This is a genomic window from Streptomyces sp. NPDC006711, from assembly GCF_042869775.1.
Classification (GTDB): domain Bacteria; phylum Actinomycetota; class Actinomycetes; order Streptomycetales; family Streptomycetaceae; genus Streptomyces.
In genome coordinates this window covers 300,754-321,015 of record NZ_JBIAGO010000007.1, presented here as the reverse complement: position 1 = coordinate 321,015, position 20,262 = coordinate 300,754, and the positions used below count along the sequence as shown (strand labels likewise).

Below are 20,262 nucleotides of genomic sequence, written 5' to 3'. Positions count from 1 at the left end.
TGTGATCGCCCTCTCCCTCGCCGAGATCGCCGCAATCGTCGGCGGGCAGCCCCACGACATACCGGATCCGTCCCTCACGGTCACCGGCCCCGTCGTCATCGACTCCCGCCAGGTGGCGGCCGGTTCGCTCTTCGTGGCCTTCGCGGGTGACAACGTCGACGGCCACGACTACGCGCGGCGCGCCACCGACGCGGGCGCGGTCGCGGTCCTCGCGGCCCGTCCCGTCGGCGTGCCCGCGATCGTCGTCGACGACGTACAGGCCGCGCTCGGCGCGCTCGCCCGCGCCGTCGTGGAGCGCCTGGGCACCGAAGTCGTCGCGCTCACCGGCTCGTCGGGCAAGACGTCCACCAAGGACCTGATCGCGCAGGTGCTCCAGCGCCACGCGCCGACGGTGTTCACGCCGGGCTCCCTCAACAACGAGATCGGTCTGCCCCTGACCGCGCTCACCGCCACGGCCGAAACCAGGCACCTGGTCCTGGAGATGGGCGCGCGCGGTATCGGCCACATCCGCTACCTCACGAGTCTGACGCCGCCGAGCATCGGCCTGGTCCTGAACGTCGGGAGCGCCCACATCGGCGAGTTCGGCGGCAAGGAGCAGATCGCCCTGGCCAAGGGCGAGTTGGTGGAGTCGCTGCCCGCGTCGGGCTGCGCCGTCCTGAACGCGGACGATCCGCTGGTACGGGCCATGGCGTCCCGCACCAAGGCGCGGGTGCTGCTCTTCGGCGAGGCCGCGGACGCCGACGTACGGGCCGAGAATGTCCGGCTCACAGCCACCGGACAGCCTTCCTTCAGGCTTCAGGCACCCTCCGGGTGCGGTGATGTGACGTTGCGCCTGTACGGTGAGCACCACGTGTCGAACGCGCTCGCCGCGGCCGCCGTCGCCCATGAGCTGGGCATGTCCGCAGACGAGATCGCCCGCGCGCTCTCCGAGGCGGGCACCCTCTCCCGCTGGCGTATGGAGGTCACCGAGCGTCCGGACGGTGTGACGATCGTCAACGACGCCTACAACGCGAACCCCGAGTCCATGCGAGCCGCCCTGCGCGCGCTCGTGGCGATGGGCCAGGCCGCACGGGCCGAGGGGGGAAGGACGTGGGCGGTGCTCGGTCCGATGGCCGAGCTGGGTGACGAGTCGCTCGCCGAGCACGACGCGGTCGGACGGCTCGCCGTCCGGCTCAACGTCAGCAAGCTCGTGGCGGTCGGGGGCCGGGAGGCGTCCTGGCTGCGACTGGGCGCATACAACGAGGGTTCGTGGGGTGAGGAGTCGGTGCACGTGTCCGACGCGCAGGCGGCCGTCGACCTGTTGCGCAGTGAACTGCGGCCGGGAGACGTCGTGCTGGTGAAGGCGTCCAGGTCGGTCGGCCTGGAACGGGTGGCCCTCGCGCTGCTCGATGGCGCCGCCGAGGGTGAGGTCGCCGCCCGATGAGGCAGATCCTCTTCGCCGGAGCCATCGGTCTCTTCCTGACTCTGGTCGGCACCCCGCTGCTCATCAAGCTGCTCGCCCGCAAGGGCTACGGCCAGTTCATCCGTGACGACGGCCCGCGCGGCCACGCCGGGAAGAAGGGCACACCCACCATGGGTGGCATCGCCTTCATCCTGGCCACGCTGATCGCGTACGCGCTGACCAAGGTGATCACCGGTGAGCCGCCGTCGTTCTCGGGCATGCTGGTGCTCTTCCTGACCGCCGGCATGGGCATGGTCGGCTTCCTCGACGACTACATCAAGATCGTCAAGCAGCGTTCGCTCGGCCTGCGGGCCAAGGCGAAGATGGCCGGCCAGCTGATCGTCGGCATCGCCTTCGCGGTGCTCGCCCTCCAGTTCGCCGACCACCGGGGCAACACCCCCGCCTCCACCAAGCTGTCGTTCATCAACGACTTCGGCTGGTCGGTGGGCCCGGTCATCTTCGTGGTCTGGGCGCTGTTCATGATCCTGGCCATGTCGAACGGCGTGAACCTGACGGACGGTCTGGACGGCCTGGCCACCGGCGCCTCCGTGATGGTCTTCGGCGCGTACACCTTCATCGGCCTGTGGCAGTTCCAGGAGTCCTGCGCCAACGCGCTGACCCTGACCAACCCCAACGCCTGCTTCGAGGTGCGCGATCCGCTCGACCTCGCGGTCGTCGCCTCCGCCCTGATGGGCTCCTGCTTCGGCTTCCTGTGGTGGAACACCTCGCCCGCCAAGATCTTCATGGGCGACACCGGCTCGCTCGCCCTCGGCGGGGCGCTCGCGGGCCTGGCGATCTGCTCCCGCACGGAGTTCCTGATCGCGCTGCTCGGCGGCCTGTTCGTGCTGATCACGATGTCCGTGGTCATCCAGGTCGGCTCGTTCAAGATGACCGGCAAGCGCGTGTTCCGCATGGCGCCGCTCCAGCACCACTTCGAACTCAAGGGGTGGTCCGAAGTCCTTGTCGTGGTCCGGTTCTGGATCATCCAGGGCATGTGCGTGATCGTGGGACTCGGACTCTTCTACGCGGGATGGGCAGCCGACAAGTGAGCACCACCTGGCAGGGCAAGCGGGTGACGGTCGCCGGCCTCGGCGTCTCCGGGATGCCGGTGGCCCGGGTCCTCAGCGGACTCGGCGCGATCGTCACCGCCGTCAACGAGGGCGCCGACCAGCGCTCGCGCGACCAGGCCGCGGAGTTGGAGGCGCAGGGCATCACCGTGCGTCTCGGCGACGGGGACACCCTGCCGGAGGGCACCGAACTCGTCGTCACCACGCCCGGCTGGCGGCCCGACAAGCCGCTGTTCGCCGCGGCCGCCGAGGCGGGCGTGCCGGTGTGGGGAGACGTGGAGCTGGCCTGGCGCCTGCGCGACCTGGACGGCCGCACACCGGCCCCCTGGCTCGCGGTCACCGGCACCAACGGCAAGACCACCACCACCCGGATGCTGGCCTCGATCCTGGAGGCGGCCGGGCTGCGCACCGCCGCCGTCGGCAACATCGGCGTCTCACTGCTTGACGTGGTCCTCGGCGAGCAGGAGTACGACGTGCTGGCCGTCGAGCTCTCCAGCTACCAGCTGCACTGGGCGCCCTCGCTGCGCGCCCACTCGGCCGCCGTGCTCAACCTGGCGCCCGACCACCTCGACTGGCACGGCTCCATGGAGGCGTACGCCGCCGACAAGGGCCGTATCTACGAGGGCAACACGGTGGCCTGCGTCTACAACGCCGAGGACAAGGCCACCGAACACCTGGTGCGCGAGGCCGACGTGGAGGAGGGCTGCCGCGCGATCGGCTTCACCCTCGCCACCCCCGGCCCCTCCCAGCTCGGCGTGGTCGACGGCATCCTGGTCGACCGGGCCTTCGTGCACAACCGGCAGAAGAACGCCCAGGAGCTCGCCGAGGTCGCCGACGTCAACCCGCCGGCCCCGCACAACATCGCCAACGCGCTGGCGGCGGCGGCCCTCGCGCGCGCCTTCGGCGTCGAACCCAAGGCGGTACGCGACGGCCTGCGCGCCTTCCGTCCCGACGCGCACCGCATCGAGCACGTCGCCGACGTCGCCGAGGTCGCCTACATCGACGACTCCAAGGCCACCAACACCCATGCCGCCGAGGCCTCCTTGGCCTCCTACGACCCGATCGTGTGGATCGCCGGGGGACTGGCCAAGGGTGCCTCCTTCGACGAGCTGGTCCAGCGCTCGGCCAAGCGGCTGCGCGGTGTCGTCCTGATCGGCGCCGAGCGCCACCTGATCGCCGAAGCCCTGGCGCGACACGCGCCCGAGGTCCCGGTGGTCGACCTCGGCCGGACCGACACTGGGGCGATGTCGGCGGCGGTGCGCGAGGCGGCGGCGCTCGCCCGGCCCGGGGACACCGTCCTGTTGGCCCCGGCCTGCGCCTCGATGGACATGTTCGCGAACTACAACAAGCGCGGCGAGGCCTTCGCGGAAGCGGTCGCCGAGCTCACCGCAGGGCGCGCCTAGCCGGACCACCCGTTCCACGGACCGGCCGGCGCCGGGCACGACCGGAGGGGACAGCACACATGGCGGCCGATGTTCTTGGCGGCTTCGAGGAGGGCGCGGGCGCGCGCGGGCTGCCCGCCCGCGCCGGGCTCCTCCTGCGCAGCCGCACCGCGAACCCCGTGCGCAGGCCGGCCGCCCGCAAAGGCGCCGGCGCTCCCCGGCGCCCGGGCCCCCGAGGCCCCAGGCGCCTCGTGGAGCAGGCCAGGAGGGCCTGGGACCGGCCCCTGACGGCGTACTACCTGATCCTCGGCAGCGCCCTGCTCATCACCGTGCTCGGCCTCGTCATGGTCTACTCCGCGTCCATGATCAAGGCGCTCGAACTGTCGCTGCCGGGCTCGTACTTCTTCCGCAAGCAGTTCCTCGCCGCCCTCATCGGCGGCGCCCTGATGATCGCCGCGGCCCGGATGCCCGCCAAGCTCCACCGGGCGCTGGCCTATCCGATACTGGCCGGCACGGTCTTCCTGCTGATCCTGGTGCAGGTGCCCGGGATAGGGAAATCGGTCAACGGCAACCAGAACTGGATCTATCTGGGCGGCCCCTTCCAGCTCCAGCCCAGCGAGTTCGCCAAGCTCGCGCTGCTCCTGTGGGGCGCCGACCTGCTCTCGCGCAAGCAGGACAAGCGGCTGCTCACCGAGTGGAAGCACATGCTGGTGCCGCTGGTCCCGGTCACCTTCCTGCTGCTCGGACTGATCATGCTCGGCGGTGACATGGGCACCACGATCATCCTGACCGCGATCCTGTTCGGGCTGCTGTGGCTGGCCGGCGCCCCCACCCGCCTCTTCGCCGGCGTGCTGGCCGTCGCGGGCACGCTCGCCGCCCTGTTCATCAAGATCAGCCCGCACCGGATGGGCCGGCTCAACTGCATCGGCGCCACCGACCCGGGGCCGCAGGACCAGTGCTGGCAGGCGGTGCACGGAATCTACGCGCTCGCCTCGGGCGGCTGGTTCGGATCGGGCCTCGGGGCAAGTGTGGAGAAATGGGGCCAACTCCCCGAGCCCCACACCGACTTCATCTTCGCCGTCACCGGTGAGGAACTGGGTCTGGCGGGGACGCTGTCGGTCGTCGCCCTCTTCGCGGCTCTAGGCTATGCGGGTATCCGCGTGGCCGGACGCACGGAGGACCCCTTCGTGAGGTACGCCGCGGGAGGTGTGACCACCTGGATCGTGGCCCAGGCCGTGATCAACATCGGTGCGGTGCTCGGCCTGCTGCCGATCGCCGGTGTCCCGCTCCCGCTGTTCTCCTACGGAGGGTCCGCGCTGCTGCCGACCATGTTCGCCGTGGGGCTGCTGATCGCGTTCGCGCGGGACGACCCCGCGGCGCGGGCGGCGCTTGCCATGCGGCAGCCTCGGGTGAGTTGGAAGTCGATGAGACGGCGCGTCAAGAAGCGTCCGTCCGGAGAGCGGTGAATTTCGGTGCATGTCGTACTCGCCGGTGGGGGGACCGCCGGCCACATCGAGCCCGCGCTCGCCCTCGCGGATGCCCTGCGCAGGCAGGACCCCACCGTGGGGATCACGGCACTGGGCACGGAGAAGGGTCTGGAGACCCGGCTCGTGCCCGAACGCGGCTATGAGCTCGCGCTCATCCCGGCCGTCCCGCTGCCCCGCAGGCCCACCCCCGAACTGATCACCGTCCCCGGACGGCTGCGCGGCACCATCAAGGCCGCCGAGCAGATCCTGGAGCGCACCAAGGCCGACTGCGTGGTCGGCTTCGGCGGCTACGTGGCGCTGCCCGGCTACCTGGCGGCCAAGCGGCTCGGGGTGCCGATCGTGGTCCACGAGGCCAACGCGCGGCCGGGCCTTGCCAACAAGATCGGCTCGCGGTACGCGGCAGGGGTGGCCGTCGCGACCCCGGACAGCAAGTTGCGCAACTCCCGCTACATCGGCATCCCGCTGCGCTACTCGATCGCCACCCTCGACCGCGCCCGGGTCCGCCCCGAGGCGCGCGCCGCGTTCGGCCTCGACCCCGGCCTGCCGACGCTGCTCGTCTCGGGCGGCTCCCAGGGCGCCCGGCGCCTGAACGAGGTCATCCAGCAGGTCGCCCCGGTGCTCCAGCGCTCCGGCATCCAGATCCTGCACGCGGTCGGCCCGAAGAACGAACTGCCGCGTGTCGAGCACATGCCCGGGATGCCGCCCTACGTCCCGGTACCGTACGTGGACCGGATGGACCTCGCGTACGCCGCGGCCGACATGATGCTCTGCCGCGCGGGCGCGATGACCGTCGCCGAACTCTCCGCCGTCGGGCTGCCCGCCGCCTACGTACCGTTGCCCATCGGCAACGGCGAACAGCGGCTGAACGCCCAGCCGGTGGTCAAGGCCGGCGGCGGCCTCCTGGTCGACGACGCCGAACTCACGCCCGAGTGGGTGCAGGGAAACGTCCTGCCGGTGCTCGCCGACCCGCACCGGCTGTACGAGATGTCGCGCTCCGCCGCCGAGTTCGGGCGGCGCGACGCGGACCAGCTCCTCGTGCAGATGGTGTACGAGGCCATCGCGGGACGTTGACCAACTGACGGAAGGCAGGGACCGTGGCCGGAGGGACGACCGCTCAGCGCGGTGGCGGACCGAGCGCGAAGGCGAAGCCGGCGAAGTCCAGCCGGCCCGGCCCCCGTCCCCGGCGCGGCGGTCGGCTCCGGCTGCCCCGCCGGCGCGGACTGCTCGTGCTCACCGTCGTCCTCCTCCTGTCCGGAGCGGGACTGGTCTGGGTCCTGTACGGATCGAGCTGGCTGCGCGTGGAGCAGGTGAAGACCACCGGTACCCGGGTTCTGACGCCCAGTGAGGTCGAAACGGTCGCCGCGGTACCGGTCGGCTCGCCGCTGATCTCCGTCGACACGGGCGCGATCGAGGCGCGATTGCGGCAGAAGCTGCCGCGCGTCGACACCGTCGAGGTCACCCGGTCATGGCCGCACACCATCGCTCTCCATGTGAGCGAACGCCGCCCCGTCCTGGTCATGAAGAAGGGGGCGAAGTTCGACGAAGTGGACGCGAAAGGTGTGCGTTTCGCCACGGTCGCGCAGCCCCCCGCGGGCATCGCCCAGCTCGAACTGACGGTCTCGCAGTCCCCGAGCGTGCGCCGTTTCGGCACCGACCGGCTCGTCCTGGAAGCCGTGCGCGTCACGGGTGAACTCCCGCCCGACGTCGCCAAGGAGACCCGCTCGGTGCGCGTTTCCTCCTACGATTCCGTCACCCTTGAGCTGACCGGCGGCCGGAGCGTTCTGTGGGGAAGTGAGGAGGAGGGTGAGCTGAAGGGACGTACCCTCAGTGCGTTGATGAAAGCCCGCCCCAAGTCGGTCCACTTCGATGTGAGCGCCCCCACCGCCCCGGCGGTATCAGGTAGTTGACGGACATATGCGCTGGCCAGCACCCTGGTTGGTCAGCGACACGGGTGATCACATAGGGTGAAAAGAAAAACGGGAGGTTCGGCGTGTTCGTTGAACGTGCGCCACTTGTCGACTTAGTGTCCTGTTCGGAAGAGTCCAGCGAACAGACACACTGGTAACCCTAAACTTCAGCGTTAGGGTTCGGGTCGGCGATACGGACCGCCCCAATCGGCATTCGTCGTCGCCTCGCGCCACCCGCGAAGTGACGACCCGTAACTCGAGGCGAGAGGCCTTCGACGTGGCAGCACCGCAGAACTACCTCGCAGTCATCAAGGTCATCGGTGTCGGCGGCGGTGGTGTCAATGCCATCAACCGAATGATCGAGGTCGGTCTCAAGGGCGTCGAGTTCATCGCGATCAACACGGACGCGCAAGCACTGTTGATGAGCGACGCCGACGTCAAGCTCGACGTCGGCCGTGAACTCACCCGCGGCCTCGGGGCCGGAGCCAACCCGGCCGTCGGACGCAAGGCGGCAGAGGACCACCGTGAGGAGATCGAGGAGGTCCTGAAGGGGGCCGACATGGTCTTCGTCACCGCCGGCGAGGGCGGCGGCACCGGCACCGGCGGCGCGCCCGTCGTCGCCAACATCGCCCGCTCGCTGGGCGCCCTGACGATCGGTGTGGTCACCCGCCCGTTCACCTTCGAGGGCCGGCGCCGGGCGAACCAGGCGGAGGACGGCATCGCCGAGCTCCGCGAAGAGGTCGACACCCTCATCGTCATCCCCAACGACCGGCTGCTGTCCATCTCGGACCGCCAGGTCAGCGTGCTCGACGCGTTCAAGTCCGCCGACCAGGTGCTGCTCAGCGGTGTCCAGGGCATCACGGACCTGATCACCACGCCGGGCCTCATCAACCTCGACTTCGCCGACGTCAAGTCCGTGATGTCGGAAGCCGGTTCGGCCCTCATGGGCATCGGCTCGGCCCGTGGCGACGACCGCGCGGTGGCCGCCGCCGAGATGGCGATCTCCTCGCCGCTCCTCGAAGCCTCCATCGACGGCGCCCGCGGTGTGCTGCTCTCCATCTCCGGCGGCTCCGACCTCGGCCTGTTCGAGATCAACGAGGCGGCCCAGCTGGTCAGCGAGGCCGCCCACCCCGAGGCCAACATCATCTTCGGCGCGGTCATCGACGACGCGCTCGGCGACGAGGTACGGGTCACCGTCATCGCGGCCGGCTTCGACGGCGGACAGCCCCCGGCCCGCCGGGACACCGTCCTCGGCGCCGCCTCCACCAAGCGCGACGAGCCCGCGCCCGCGCGGCCGTCCGAGGTGTCCCGCCCGCTCGGCGGCCTCGGCGCGGTGCCCACCCGCGAGGAGCCCCCGGCCCCGGTCGCCCCGGTCGAGCCCGCCCCGGTCAACGAGGCCCCTGCGCCCTCCGCCATCCCGACGGCCCGTCCCTACCCGGACAGCCAGGCCGAGGAACTGGACGTGCCGGACTTCCTCAAGTGAGCGCGCTCGCGTGAGCGAAGCGGCCTTTCGAAGCGATCCCTTGAAGTGATACGAGAGCAGGGCACTGTGAGCGGCGCGCACTTCGCCTTCACCGACCGGTGGGGCGGGGTGAGCGCCGTTCCGTACGAAGAGCTCAACCTCGGCGGTGCCGTCGGCGACGACCCCGCGTCGGTGCGGACCAACCGGGGGCTCGCCGCCAGGAGGCTCGGGCTCGACCCGGGCCGGGTGGTCTGGATGAACCAGGTCCACGGGCGCGAGGTCGCGGTGGTCGACGGCCCCTTCGGTCCCGGCGATCCGGCCGCCGTCGACGCGGTGGTGACGAGCCGTCGCGCGACCCCGCTCGCGGTGCTGACCGCGGACTGCGTGCCGGTCCTGCTCGCGGACCCGGTGGCCGGGGTCACGGGCGCCGCCCACGCGGGGCGGCCCGGAATGGTGGCGGGCGTGGTGCCCGCCGCGGTCGAGGCGATGGTCTCGCTCGGCGCCGACCCGGCCAGGATCGTGGCCCGCACCGGGCCCGCCGTCTGCGGACGCTGTTACGAAGTGCCCGAGCCGATGCGGGCCGAGGTCGCCGCCGTCGAGCCGGCCGCCTGGTCCCGGACCAGTTGGGGCACGCCGGCCGTGGACGTCACCGCCGCGGTGCACGCGCAGCTCGCCGCCCTCGGCGTCACCGACCGGCAGGCCTCTTCCGTCTGCACCCTCGAATCGCCCGACCACTTCTCCTACCGCCGCGACCGCGCCACCGGCCGGCTCGCCGGATATGTCTGGCTGGACTGACGACTCATGACGGATCGCAAGAGCGAACTCGCCCGGAACCTGGCGCAGGTGGAGGAACGTATCGCCTCCGCGTGCGCCTCGGCCGGGCGCGAGCGCGGGGAGGTGACCCTCATCGTGGTCACCAAGACCTACCCGGCGAGCGATGTGCGCCTGCTGCACGAACTCGGAGTGCGCGAGGTCGCCGAGAACCGCGACCAGGACGCCGCCCCCAAGGCCGAGGCCTGTGCCGATCTGGATCTGACCTGGCACTTCGTGGGTCAGTTGCAGACCAACAAGGTTCGTTCTGTGGCCAGTTATGCCGATATGGTGCAGTCGGTCGACCGGGGCAAGCTGGTCGGTTCGCTCTCCACCGCGGCCGTCCGGGCCGGACGTGAGCTCGGCTGCCTCATCCAGGTCGCCCTCGACGCGGAGTCCGGTGAGCGCGGTGCGCGCGGGGGCGTCGCCCCGGACGCCGTCGGGGAGTTGGCGGACCTCGTCGCCGGGGCGCCCGGGCTCAGGCTCGACGGTCTGATGACGGTGGCGCCGCTGGCCGGAGCGTACGCCGGACGGCAACGGGCCGCCTTCGAGCGGCTGATGGAATTCTCATCCCGCCTGCGCGCGGACCATCCGGCTGCGAACATGGTGTCAGCAGGGATGAGTGCGGACCTCGAAGAGGCCGTCGCGGCCGGAGCGACACATGTACGCGTCGGAACGGCGGTACTCGGAGACCGACCCCGGCTCGGGTAACGTCGCCAAGCAAGTCGGACCACAGCAGAAAATATGGTCATTCCCACTCTTCGGTGGGCAGACCGCGTGGATCGTGGGCCCTTGATGACGCTGCCACTCGGCGACAGGAGCGATCCACCACAGAGCGGAGGAATCTGAGCATGGCCGGCGCGATGCGCAAGATGGCGGTCTACCTCGGCCTCGTGGAGGACGATGGGTACGACGGCCGGGGGTTCGACCCCGACGACGATTTCGAACCCGAGCCCGAACCGGAGCGCGACCGTCGGCGGCATCAGCCCCCGCACCAGGTTCCGCTCCAGGACGAACGGGACGAACCGGTACGTGCGACTCAGCCTCCAGCGCCGAGAGAGCCGGTTCAACTATCGGTAGAAAGCGGACGACCGGCGCGAATCGCACCCGTGGCGTCCATCACACCTGAACGCCCGAGCCTGGAGAAGAACGCACCGGTGATCATGCCCAAGGTCGTGTCCGAGCGGGAGCCGTACCGCATCACCACGCTGCACCCGCGGACCTACAACGAGGCCCGTACCATCGGGGAACACTTCCGCGAGGGCACCCCGGTGATCATGAATCTCACCGAGATGGACGACACCGACGCGAAGCGACTTGTCGACTTTGCCGCCGGTCTCGTCTTCGGCCTGCACGGCAGCATTGAACGCGTGACGCAGAAGGTGTTCCTGCTGTCTCCTGCTAACGTCGATGTCACGGCGGAGGACAAGGCCCGCATCGCAGAGGGCGGATTCTTCAACCAGAGCTGAGAACACGACACCGGGAACGAACCGGCCGACACCAGGCCGGAGCTTTGATGCAAGGGGAGAGGGAAGCGCGAGATGGGCGTCGCACTACAGGTGATCTACATCGCGCTGATGTGCTTCTCCGCCGTGCTGATCTTCCGGCTCGTCATGGACTACGTCTTCCAGTTCGCCCGTTCATGGCAACCCGGTAAGGCGATGGTGGTCGTTCTTGAGGCCACCTACACTGTCACCGATCCACCGCTCAAGCTTCTGCGGCGGTTCATTCCGCCGTTGCGTCTCGGGGGCGTGGCACTCGACCTGTCCTTCTTCGTTCTGATGATCATCGTCTTCCTCCTGATCAACATCGTGAAGGTCAGGTTGTGAACGATTCGGTCCTGCCGACTGCCGACGACTACGTAGAGGTGAAGAAGAGATGCCGCTGACCCCCGAGGACGTGCGGAACAAGCAGTTCACGACGGTCCGCCTCCGAGAAGGCTATGACGAGGACGAGGTTGACGCCTTCCTCGACGAAGTCGAGTCAGAGCTGACCCGACTGCTCCGTGAGAACGAGGATCTGCGCGCCAAGCTGGCCGCCGCCACCCGCGCCGCCGCGCAGAACCAGCAGCAGCAGGGCATGCGCAAGCCGGAGCAGCAGCAGGACGGCCGAGGCCAGGGTGCCCCCGTTCCCGCCGCCATATCAGGTCCGCCGCAGGTGCAGCAGCAGCCGCAGATGGGTCCGCCCCAGCTGCCCAGCGGCGCGCCGCAGCTGCCCGCGGGTCCCGGTGGCCACGGCCCGCAGGGCCAGCACGGCCAGCACGGCCAGGGCCCCATGGGTCAGGGTCCGATGGGCCAGGGCCCCATGGGCCAGGGTCCGATGGGTCAGAACCAGATGGGCCAGAACCAGATGGGTCAGAACCAGATGGGCCAGAACCAGCTGGGTCAGGGCCCCATGGGTCAGAACCAGCTCGGCCAGGGCCCCATGGGCCAGCAGATGGGCGGCCCCATGGGCCACGGTCCCCAGATGGGGCAGCAGGCGCAGGCTCCCGGTGGCGACAGCGCCGCCCGTGTGCTCTCGCTCGCGCAGCAGACCGCCGACCAGGCGATCGCGGAGGCCCGTTCCGAGGCCAACAAGATCGTCGGCGAGGCCCGGTCCCGCGCTGAGGGCCTGGAGCGCGACGCCCGTGCCAAGGCGGACGCCCTGGAGCGGGACGCGCAGGAAAAGCACCGTGTCGCGATGGGCTCCCTCGAGTCCGCCCGCGCCACCCTCGAGCGCAAGGTCGAGGACCTGCGGGGCTTCGAGCGCGAGTACCGTACGCGTCTGAAGTCCTACCTGGAGTCGCAGCTGCGCCAGCTGGAGACGCAGGCCGACGACTCGCTCGCGCCGCCGCGCACCCCGGCGACGGCCTCGCTGCCGCCGGCTCCGCAGATGAGCGGGTCCATGGCGTCGGCCAGTGCCGGTTCCATGGGGCACCAGATGGGTGGCCAGCCGTCCATGGGCGGCCAGCAGTCCATGCCGAGCGGCCCGTCCTACGGCGGTCAGCAGCAGATGACGCCGGCGATGACCCAGCCGATGGCGCCGGTGCGGCCGCAGGGGCCCTCGCCGATGCAGCAGGCTCCCTCGCCGATGCGTGGCTTCCTGATCGACGAGGACGACAACTGACGGGCGCTACGCGCGTGCGTCGCGCGTAGCCGTCGGCAGGCTGCGGGGCCGGTACCGGGATTGTTCCCGGTACCGGCCCTTTGCCGTGCCGGTCCCGCTGTGACACTGCGCGGCTCCGCCGCAGGGCCTCCGGCGGAGAGCCCATCGTCTGCGGACCGTGCTCGCTTCTCGCGCAGTTCCCCGCGCCCCTGACGGGGTCGGTGCTGGCCCACACCGGCAACCTCAGCCCGAGGCCGTTCAGGCGCGAACGGGGTTGGGGCGGAGCCACAGGTCTTGTACCTCAGCCGTTCACAACCCCCGGCGGGTTTCGGGAAGGGGTGGGGTGGGGCCAGTCCCCGGGGTCTGGGGCGGAGCCCCAGGGGGTCCCGGGGCCGCGCAGACGAAAGCGGCCCGCCCCCCCCGGCCGGGGAAGGGCGGGCCGCTCGGGGCGCCGGGTTACACCTTGCGGAGGTGGAACGTCAGCGACAGCGGCTCGTCCGTGAAGGCGGGGCCGTACGTCCCGTCGGGCTCCCCGGCCGCGTAGTCCGTCGCCAGGACCTCGTCCGCGATCAGTGCCGCGTGGGCGGTCAGCGCGGAGGAGACCTCCGGGTCGGTGGACTTCCAGCGCACCGTGATCCGGTCCGCCACGTCGAGCCCGCTGTTCTTGCGCGCCTCCTGGATCAGCCGGATCGCGTCCCGGGCCAGGCCCGCCAGCCGCAGCTCCGGGGTGATCTCCAGGTCGAGGGCGACCGTGGCGCCGGAGTCGGACGCCACCGACCAGCCCTCACGCGGCGTCTCGGTGATGATGACCTCGTCGGGGGCGAGCGCCACCGACTCGCCGTTCACCTCGACCGACGCCGTGCCCGTGTCCCGCAGCGACGCGGAGAGCGCCGCCGCGTCGGCCGCGGCGACGGCCTTGGCCACGTCCTGCACGCCCTTGCCGAACCGCTTGCCAAGGGCCCGGAAGTTGGCCTTGGCCGTGGTGTCGACGAGCGAGCCGCCCACCTCGGACAGCGAGGCCAGCGACGACACGTTCAGCTCCTCCGTGATCTGCGCGTGCAGCTCGGGGGAGAGGGCGTCGAAGCCCGCCACCGCGACCAGGGCCCGCGACAGCGGCTGGCGCGTCTTGACGCCGGACTCCGCGCGGGTGGCGCGGCCCAGCTCCACAAGACGGCGCACGAGCGCCATCTGCCGCGAGAGCTCCGGGTCGATCGCCGAGGTGTCCGCCTCCGGCCAGGTCGCGAGGTGGATGGACTCCGGCGCGCCCGGGGTCACCGGGACCACCATGTCCTGCCAGACCCGCTCGGTGATGAACGGCGTCAGCGGCGCCATCAGACGCGTGACGGTCTCGACCACGTCGTGCAGGGTGCGCAGCGCGGCCTTGTCGCCCTGCCAGAAGCGGCGGCGCGAGCGGCGTACGTACCAGTTGGAGAGGTCGTCGACGAAGGAGGACAGCGCCTTGCCCGCGCGCTGGGTGTCGTACGCCTCAAGGGCCGAAGTGACCTGCTCCACAAGCGAGTTGAGCTCGCTCAGCAGCCAGCGGTCCAGGACCGTGCGGTCGGCCGGGGCCGGGTCCGCCGCGCTCGGCGCCCAGTTGCACGTACGGGCGTACAGCGCCTGGAAGGCGACCGTGTTCCAGTACGTCAGGAGCGTCTTGCGCACCACTTCCTGGATGGTGCCGTGGCCGACCCGGCGCGCGGCCCACGGGGAGCCGCCGGCCGCCATGAACCAGCGCACCGCGTCCGCCCCGTGCTGGTCCATCAGCGGGATCGGGTCCAGGGTGTTGCCCAGGTGCTTGGACATCTTGCGGCCGTCCTCGGCGAGGATGTGGCCCAGGCACACCACGTTCTCGTAACTGGACTTGTCGAAGACCAGGGTGCCGACCGCCATCAGCGTGTAGAACCAGCCACGGGTCTGGTCGATGGCCTCGGAGATGAACTGCGCCGGGTAGCGGGACTCGAACAGCTCCTTGTTCTGGTGCGGGTAGCCGTACTGCGCGAACGGCATAGAACCCGAGTCGTACCAGGCGTCGATGACCTCGGGCACGCGCACCGCTTCGAGCGCGCAGCCCTCGGCGGTGCAGGTGAACGTGACCTCGTCGATGTAGGGGCGGTGCGGGTCGAGCGAGGACTGGTCGGTGCCGGTCAGCTCGGTCAGCTCCGCGCGCGAGCCGACGCACGTGAGGTGGTTGTCCTCGCAGCGCCAGATGGGCAGCGGCGTGCCCCAGTAGCGGTTGCGGGAGAGCGCCCAGTCGATGTTGTTCTTCAGCCAGTCCCCGAAGCGGCCCTCCTTGACCGACTCGGGGAACCAGTTGGTCTTCTCGTTCTCCCGCAGCATCGCGTCCTTGACGGCGGTGGTGCGGATGTACCAGGACGGCTGCGCGTAGTACAGCAGCGCCGTGTGGCAGCGCCAGCAGTGCGGGTAGCTGTGCTCGTAGGGCACGTGGCGGAAGAGGAGGCCGCGCTCGTTCAGGTCCTCCGTCAGCTTCTCGTCGGCCTTCTTGAAGAAGACGCCGCCGACCAGCGGAACGTCCTGCTCGAAGGTGCCGTCGGGGCGGACCGGGTTCACGACCGGGAGCCCGTACGCCTTGCAGACCGCGAGGTCGTCGGCGCCGAAGGCGGGGGACTGGTGGACCAGACCCGTACCGTCCTCCGTCGTGACGTACTCGGCGTTGACGACGTAGTGCGCGGGCGCGGGGAACTCCACCAGCTCGAACGGGCGCTGGTAGGTCCAGCGCTCCATCTCGGCGCCGGTGAAGCGCTCGCCGGTGACCTCCCAGCCCTCGCCGAGGGCCTTGGCGAGCAGCGGCTCGGCGACGACCAGCTGCTCCTCGCCGTTGCTCGCCACGACGTAGGTGACCTCGGGGTGGGCCGCGACCGCCGTGTTGGACACCAGCGTCCACGGCGTCGTCGTCCACACCAGGAGGGCCGCCCGGCCCGCGAGCGGGCCGCCGGTGAGCGGGAAGCGGACGAAGACCGAGGGGTCCACGACCGTCTCGTAGCCCTGCGCCAGCTCGTGGTCGGAGAGGCCGGTGCCGCAGCGCGGGCACCAGGGGGCGACACGGTGGTCCTGGACGAGCAGGCCCTTGTTGAAGATCTCCTTCAGGGACCACCACACGGACTCGACGTACTGCGGGTCCATGGTGCGGTAGGCGTCGTCCAGGTCGACCCAGTAGCCCATGCGGGTCGTCAGGTCGGCGAAGGCGTCGGTGTGGCGGGTCACGGACTCGCGGCACTTGGCGTTGAACTCGGCGATGCCGTACGCCTCGATGTCCTTCTTGCCGGTGAAGCCGAGCTCCTTCTCGACCGCCAGCTCGACGGGCAGGCCGTGGCAGTCCCAGCCGGCCTTGCGGGCCACGTGGTAGCCCCGCATCGTGCGAAAGCGCGGGAAGACATCCTTGAAGACGCGGGCCTCGATGTGGTGGGCGCCCGGCATGCCGTTGGCGGTGGGCGGGCCCTCGTAGAAGACCCACTCCGGGCGGCCCTCGGACTGTTCGAGGCTCTTGGCGAAGACCTTGGACTGCTCCCAGAAGTCGAGCACGGCGTGCTCCAGGGCGGGCAGGTCTACCTGGGCGGGCACCTGGCGGTACTGCGACATCCGTTCATCCTCCGGCGGATCGTCGTGCGGCTCCGTCGAAGGGACGAGAGCGGGCCCACGTGGGGCGCTCCCGCGGTACCACCCTCCTTGGCGGTGTGCAGGAACACCGCCCCCTCATTGGGTCGCGAAGCCGGTTCTACTGGACTCCCCGCCGCATGCCGCGTGCGCGGAGTCGTTCTTCCGGCGGCTCGGGGGTGATCTTCACCGCGCGCTCACCTCCGGGCTCACACCGTCCCCGGATCGCTCTTGGCTGCGTACGCCGCTACTCGTCCCGTCCACGCCTCTCGCTGGGCCCAGTGTACGGGGCCGCGAGCGGGGAGGCTCACAGGTTTTCAGCGGGGCCGCGCGGCGGCGGCGCGTGACCCGAATGGCCATACGCCCGTCCACGAGCTCCCGCTCCGCCCGTCCGGCGGATTACCGGGCCGGGAGCTGGGCACAACCGATGAGGGTTCGCCGCGCCGCCGGGTCCGGGGCGGGGCGAACCGGCGGCGTGCCCCGTTGCCGCGGGCCTGGAGTCGATTTATCGTCCCAGCACGATTCGCGAGCAAGATCACAATATGTGAAGGGGCCGCGGCCATGGTGGCGAAGAAGACCGCCGTAGAGACCACAACGGCGTCCGGGCAAGCCAGTGCCACACGTGCTGCCGCAGGTGCCCCCACGGGCTCGGCGGACCAGACGGACCAGGACGACAACGGTAAGAAGAGCGCCGTCGGCAAGGAGAGCGTCGCCGGTAAGAAGGCGACGGCGAAGAAGAGCGGCGCGGCCAAGAAGACGGCCCGGGTCAGGAACGCGGGGGTCGTCACGGAGGCGGACGCCCACGAGCCGGCGCCGCCCGCCAAGAAGACGGCCGCCACCAGGAACACGGCGGTCGCGACCGAGCCACACGCGAAGGGGCACGGCGCGAAGGGGCACGAGGAGAAGGGGCAGGACGCGCAGGCACACGACGCCGGCCCGCACGACGCGGCCGCGCACGACGCGGACGTGCACGACGCCGGCCCGCACGGTGCGGGAAAGCGCGCGGCCGCCAAAAGGCCCGCTGCCAAGAAGGCCGCTGCCAAGAAGCCCGCTGCCAAGAAGGCCACCGGAAAGAAGGCCGCCGCCAAGAAGTCCGGGCCGGGCGAGGCAACCGGGACGGCGCGGGCCGCGTCCGACAAGGCGACCGGCAAGTCGGCGCCGGCGAAGTCGGCCGGGACGGGTGCGAGGAAGGCCGCGACCGCGGCCGAGGGGGCGGCTTCGGCCGCGGAAGAGACGGGAGCCAACAAGGTGGTTGCGAAGAAGAGTGCGGCCGGTACCGCGGCCGGTACCGCCGAGGCGTCGGCCGTACCGGCGGCCCGCGCCGTCGCCACGGCCGCCCCTGGCGAGCTTCCGGTCCGGCCGGGGGAGGACCCCTGGACGCCGGAGGAGGTCGCCGAGGCCCGCGAGGAGCTGTCGGGCGAGGTGCGGCGGCTGCGCGACGAGATCGAGGCGTCCCAGGCCGCGCTGGCGGGCCTGATGCGCGACTCGGGCGACGGGGCCGGCGACGACGACGCCGACACCGGCACCAAGAACATCACCCGCGAGCACGAGATGGCGCTCGCCGCCCGGGCCCGCGAGACCCTGGAGCAGTCCGAGCACGCCCTGGAACGGCTCGACGCCGGCACCTACGGGTACTGCGAGGTCTGCGGCAAGCCGATCGGCAAGGCCCGCATGCAGGCGTTCCCGCGCGCCACCCTGTGCGTGGAGGACAAGCAGAAGCAGGAACGGCGGGGCTGATCCCGCACACAGGTGTGCCGTACTCTCGTGCTCAGTCAGGCACCTAGCGGTTGAGGGACTCACGTGGCAGAGGCGGAGCGCGTCATCGGTACGCCGAATGTGCAAGGGGAAGGCGAAGGGGCCGACGGCCAGGAGGCCCCTTCCGAGCGGCCGAAGGGCAAGCGGAAGATCGCCGTGCTGTTCGTGGTGGCGGTCGTCGCCTACCTCCTCGACCTCGGCAGCAAGACGCTCGTGGTGGCCAAGCTGGAAAACCACGAGCCGATCAGCATCGTCGGCGATCTGCTGCAACTGAACGCGATCAGGAACGCGGGCGCCGCGTTCGGGATCGGCGAGGCGTTCACGGTGATCTTCACGATCATCGCGGCGGGCGTGGTCGTGGTGATCTCGCGCCTCGCGCGCAAGCTCTACAGCCTGCCCTGGGCGATCGCCCTCGGTCTGCTGCTCGGCGGCGCGCTCGGCAACCTCACCGACCGGATCTTCCGCTCGCCCGGCGTGTTCAAGGGCGAGGTCGTCGACTTCATCGCCCCCAAGGACTTCGCCGTCTTCAATCTGGCGGACTCGGCGATCGTCTGCGGCGGCATCCTGATCGTGATCCTCTCCTTCCGGGGCCTGGACCCGGACGGCACCGTCCACAAGGACTGAGCCCGCCCGGAGCCTCCCCGGAGCCCGCCCGCCGCCTCGCCGCACCGCTCCCAAGCAGCCTGCTCGGCGCCCGCCCACCGGACGCGCGGCGGGCGCTGTCGGCGCGGCAAGGCATACTCGACGGGTGAGTACGATTCCCGAGATCCGCACCCTGCCCGTTCCCGACGGCCTCGAAGGCGAGCGCCTCGACGCCGCCATCTCCCGCATGTTCGGGTTTTCCCGTACCAAGGCGGCCGAGCTCGCGGCGGCGGGGAAGGTGCAGATCGACGGCGCCGTGGTCGGCAAGTCCGAGCGGGTGCACGGCGGGGCGTGGCTGGAGGTCGAGATGCCGGGGGCCGCCGCCCCGGTGCAGATCGTCGCCGAGCCCGTCGAGGGCATGGAGATCGTCCACGACGACGACGACATCGTCGTGATCATGAAGCCGGTCGGCGTCGCGGCCCACCCGAGCCCCGGCTGGACCGGCACCACCGTCATCGGCGGTCTCGCCGCCGCCGGATACCGCATCTCGACCTCCGGCGCCGCCGAGCGCCAGGGCATCGTGCACCGCCTGGACGTCGGCACCTCGGGCCTGATGGTCGTGGCGAAGTCCGAGCGGGCCTACACCTCGCTCAAGGCGCAGTTCCGCGAGCGGGTCGTCGACAAGCGCTACCACGCCCTGGTCCAGGGCCACCCGGACCCGATGAGCGGCACCATCGACGCCCCGATCGGGCGCCACCCCAACCACGACTACAAGTGGGCCGTGACCGCCGAGGGCAAGCCGTCCGTCACGCACTACGACCTGATCGAGGCCTTCCGCGCCGCCTCCCTGCTCGACATCAAGCTGGAGACGGGCCGCACCCACCAGATCCGGGTGCACATGTCGGCCCACCGCCACCCCTGCGTCGGCGACCTCACCTACGGCGCGGACCCCACGATCGCCAAGCGCCTCAAGCTGACCCGCCAGTGGCTGCACGCGGTCAGGCTCGGCTTCGAGCACCCCTCGGACGGCCAGTGGGTCGAGTTCGAGAGCGTCTACCCGGCGGATCTGCAGCACGCCCTGGACACGATCCGCGCCGAGAGCGAATGACCGCCTTCACCGTCCGCCGGGCCCAGGGTCCGGCCGACGTGGAGGCCTGTTACGCGGTGCGCAGGGCGGTCTTCGTCGTCGAGCAGCGCGTCCCCGAGGACGTGGAGTACGACGCCTACGACGCGATCGCGCTGCACGTCCTGGCCGTCGGCCCGGGCGGCCCGCTCGGCACCGGGCGGCTCCTGTACGGTCCCGGGGCGCGGGCCAGGACCGGCGGCCTCGGCGTCGGCTCGCTCGGCCGCCTCGCCGTCACCCGGGAGGCGCGCGGCCTCGGCGTCGGCGCCGCCCTGGTGCGCGCCCTGGAGGACGCCGCAGTGGAGTGCGGCCTGAGCGCGGTGGATTTGCACGCGCAGACGCACGCGCTCGGCTTCTACGAACGGCTCGGCTACGAGGCGTACGGCGAGGAGTTCCCCGACGCGGACATCCCGCACCGGGCGATGCGGCGGGCGCTTCCTTAAGTCGGAGGATGGCCGCCGCCCCGCGCTCCCCTTTGGGTCCCGATGGGCGGTTCGGCCCGGTTGCGTGGCACGCTTGAGGTCTTGATCGTCAAGGCCGCCCAGGCCCG

The 20,262-nt window shown here is 70.8% G+C and carries 17 protein-coding genes; 16 read left to right on the top strand and 1 reads right to left on the bottom strand.

Features of this window, described 5'->3' with window-relative positions; all coding sequences use genetic code 11:
- Position 1: 1 nt before the first annotated feature.
- From murF to ACFYM2_RS17670, 12 genes are all read left to right on the top strand, one after another.
- On the top strand, positions 2-1,423 hold the full coding sequence (gene murF, locus ACFYM2_RS17725) for a UDP-N-acetylmuramoyl-tripeptide--D-alanyl-D-alanine ligase (RefSeq protein WP_358995316.1): 1,422 nt from the start codon (positions 2-4) through the stop codon (positions 1,421-1,423).
- A complete protein-coding gene (mraY, locus tag ACFYM2_RS17720) occupies positions 1,420-2,490 on the top strand; it encodes a phospho-N-acetylmuramoyl-pentapeptide-transferase (RefSeq protein ID WP_358995314.1) in 1,071 nt (356 codons plus the stop codon). The genes murF and mraY overlap by 4 nt, the downstream gene beginning before the upstream one ends.
- Entirely contained in the window at positions 2,472-3,911 is a 1,440-nt protein-coding gene (gene murD, locus ACFYM2_RS17715) for a UDP-N-acetylmuramoyl-L-alanine--D-glutamate ligase (RefSeq protein ID WP_350229817.1), read from the top strand. The genes mraY and murD overlap by 19 nt, the downstream gene beginning before the upstream one ends.
- A gap of 59 nt (positions 3,912-3,970) precedes the next feature.
- Positions 3,971-5,356, top strand: coding sequence for a putative lipid II flippase FtsW (gene ftsW / locus ACFYM2_RS17710; RefSeq protein ID WP_358995310.1), 1,386 nt, complete (start codon positions 3,971-3,973; stop codon positions 5,354-5,356).
- 6 nt (positions 5,357-5,362) lie between these two features.
- Positions 5,363-6,448, top strand: a complete 1,086-nt coding sequence (murG, locus tag ACFYM2_RS17705; protein ID WP_358995307.1) for an undecaprenyldiphospho-muramoylpentapeptide beta-N-acetylglucosaminyltransferase — start codon at positions 5,363-5,365, stop codon at positions 6,446-6,448.
- A 23-nt stretch (positions 6,449-6,471) separates the two neighbouring features.
- On the top strand, positions 6,472-7,284 hold the full coding sequence (locus ACFYM2_RS17700; RefSeq protein WP_358995304.1) for an FtsQ-type POTRA domain-containing protein: 813 nt from the start codon (positions 6,472-6,474) through the stop codon (positions 7,282-7,284).
- A 277-nt stretch (positions 7,285-7,561) separates the two neighbouring features.
- Positions 7,562-8,767 carry a cell division protein FtsZ gene (gene ftsZ, locus ACFYM2_RS17695; protein WP_350229813.1) on the top strand — a complete coding sequence of 402 codons (1,206 nt, stop codon included), beginning with the start codon at positions 7,562-7,564 and terminating at the stop codon, positions 8,765-8,767.
- A 66-nt stretch (positions 8,768-8,833) separates the two neighbouring features.
- Entirely contained in the window at positions 8,834-9,541 is a 708-nt protein-coding gene (gene pgeF / locus ACFYM2_RS17690) for a peptidoglycan editing factor PgeF (protein WP_358995300.1), read from the top strand.
- Between the two features lie 6 nt (positions 9,542-9,547).
- Positions 9,548-10,267 carry a YggS family pyridoxal phosphate-dependent enzyme gene (locus ACFYM2_RS17685; protein ID WP_358995297.1) on the top strand — a complete coding sequence of 240 codons (720 nt, stop codon included), beginning with the start codon at positions 9,548-9,550 and terminating at the stop codon, positions 10,265-10,267.
- Positions 10,268-10,407: 140 nt separating this feature from the next.
- Positions 10,408-11,025 (top strand): cell division protein SepF, encoded by a 618-nt coding sequence (locus ACFYM2_RS17680; RefSeq protein WP_350229810.1) that lies wholly within the window; start codon positions 10,408-10,410, stop codon positions 11,023-11,025.
- A gap of 72 nt (positions 11,026-11,097) precedes the next feature.
- Positions 11,098-11,385, top strand: a complete 288-nt coding sequence (locus tag ACFYM2_RS17675; RefSeq protein WP_350229809.1) for a YggT family protein — start codon at positions 11,098-11,100, stop codon at positions 11,383-11,385.
- A 49-nt stretch (positions 11,386-11,434) separates the two neighbouring features.
- Positions 11,435-12,661, top strand: coding sequence for a DivIVA domain-containing protein (locus tag ACFYM2_RS17670; RefSeq protein WP_388837101.1), 1,227 nt, complete (start codon positions 11,435-11,437; stop codon positions 12,659-12,661).
- A gap of 435 nt (positions 12,662-13,096) precedes the next feature.
- Here the strand turns inward: ACFYM2_RS17670 and ileS are convergent, their stop codons facing one another.
- Entirely contained in the window at positions 13,097-16,237 is a 3,141-nt protein-coding gene (gene ileS / locus ACFYM2_RS17665) for an isoleucine--tRNA ligase (protein WP_358995290.1), read from the bottom strand.
- A 576-nt stretch (positions 16,238-16,813) separates the two neighbouring features.
- Here ileS and ACFYM2_RS17660 point away from each other — a divergent pair.
- From ACFYM2_RS17660 to ACFYM2_RS17645, 4 genes are all read left to right on the top strand, one after another.
- Complete coding sequence (locus ACFYM2_RS17660; protein WP_388457192.1) at positions 16,814-17,989, top strand: TraR/DksA family transcriptional regulator; 1,176 nt, start codon at positions 16,814-16,816, stop codon at positions 17,987-17,989.
- Positions 17,990-18,052: 63 nt separating this feature from the next.
- The gene (lspA, locus tag ACFYM2_RS17655) at positions 18,053-18,631 is read left to right on the top strand and encodes a signal peptidase II (RefSeq protein ID WP_350229805.1); all 579 of its coding nucleotides are present in this window, start codon (positions 18,053-18,055) and stop codon (positions 18,629-18,631) included.
- 124 nt (positions 18,632-18,755) lie between these two features.
- Complete coding sequence (locus ACFYM2_RS17650; protein WP_388837097.1) at positions 18,756-19,697, top strand: RluA family pseudouridine synthase; 942 nt, start codon at positions 18,756-18,758, stop codon at positions 19,695-19,697.
- On the top strand, positions 19,694-20,155 hold the full coding sequence (locus ACFYM2_RS17645) for a GNAT family N-acetyltransferase (protein ID WP_388837094.1): 462 nt from the start codon (positions 19,694-19,696) through the stop codon (positions 20,153-20,155). The genes ACFYM2_RS17650 and ACFYM2_RS17645 overlap by 4 nt, the downstream gene beginning before the upstream one ends.
- Positions 20,156-20,262 lie beyond the last annotated feature (107 nt).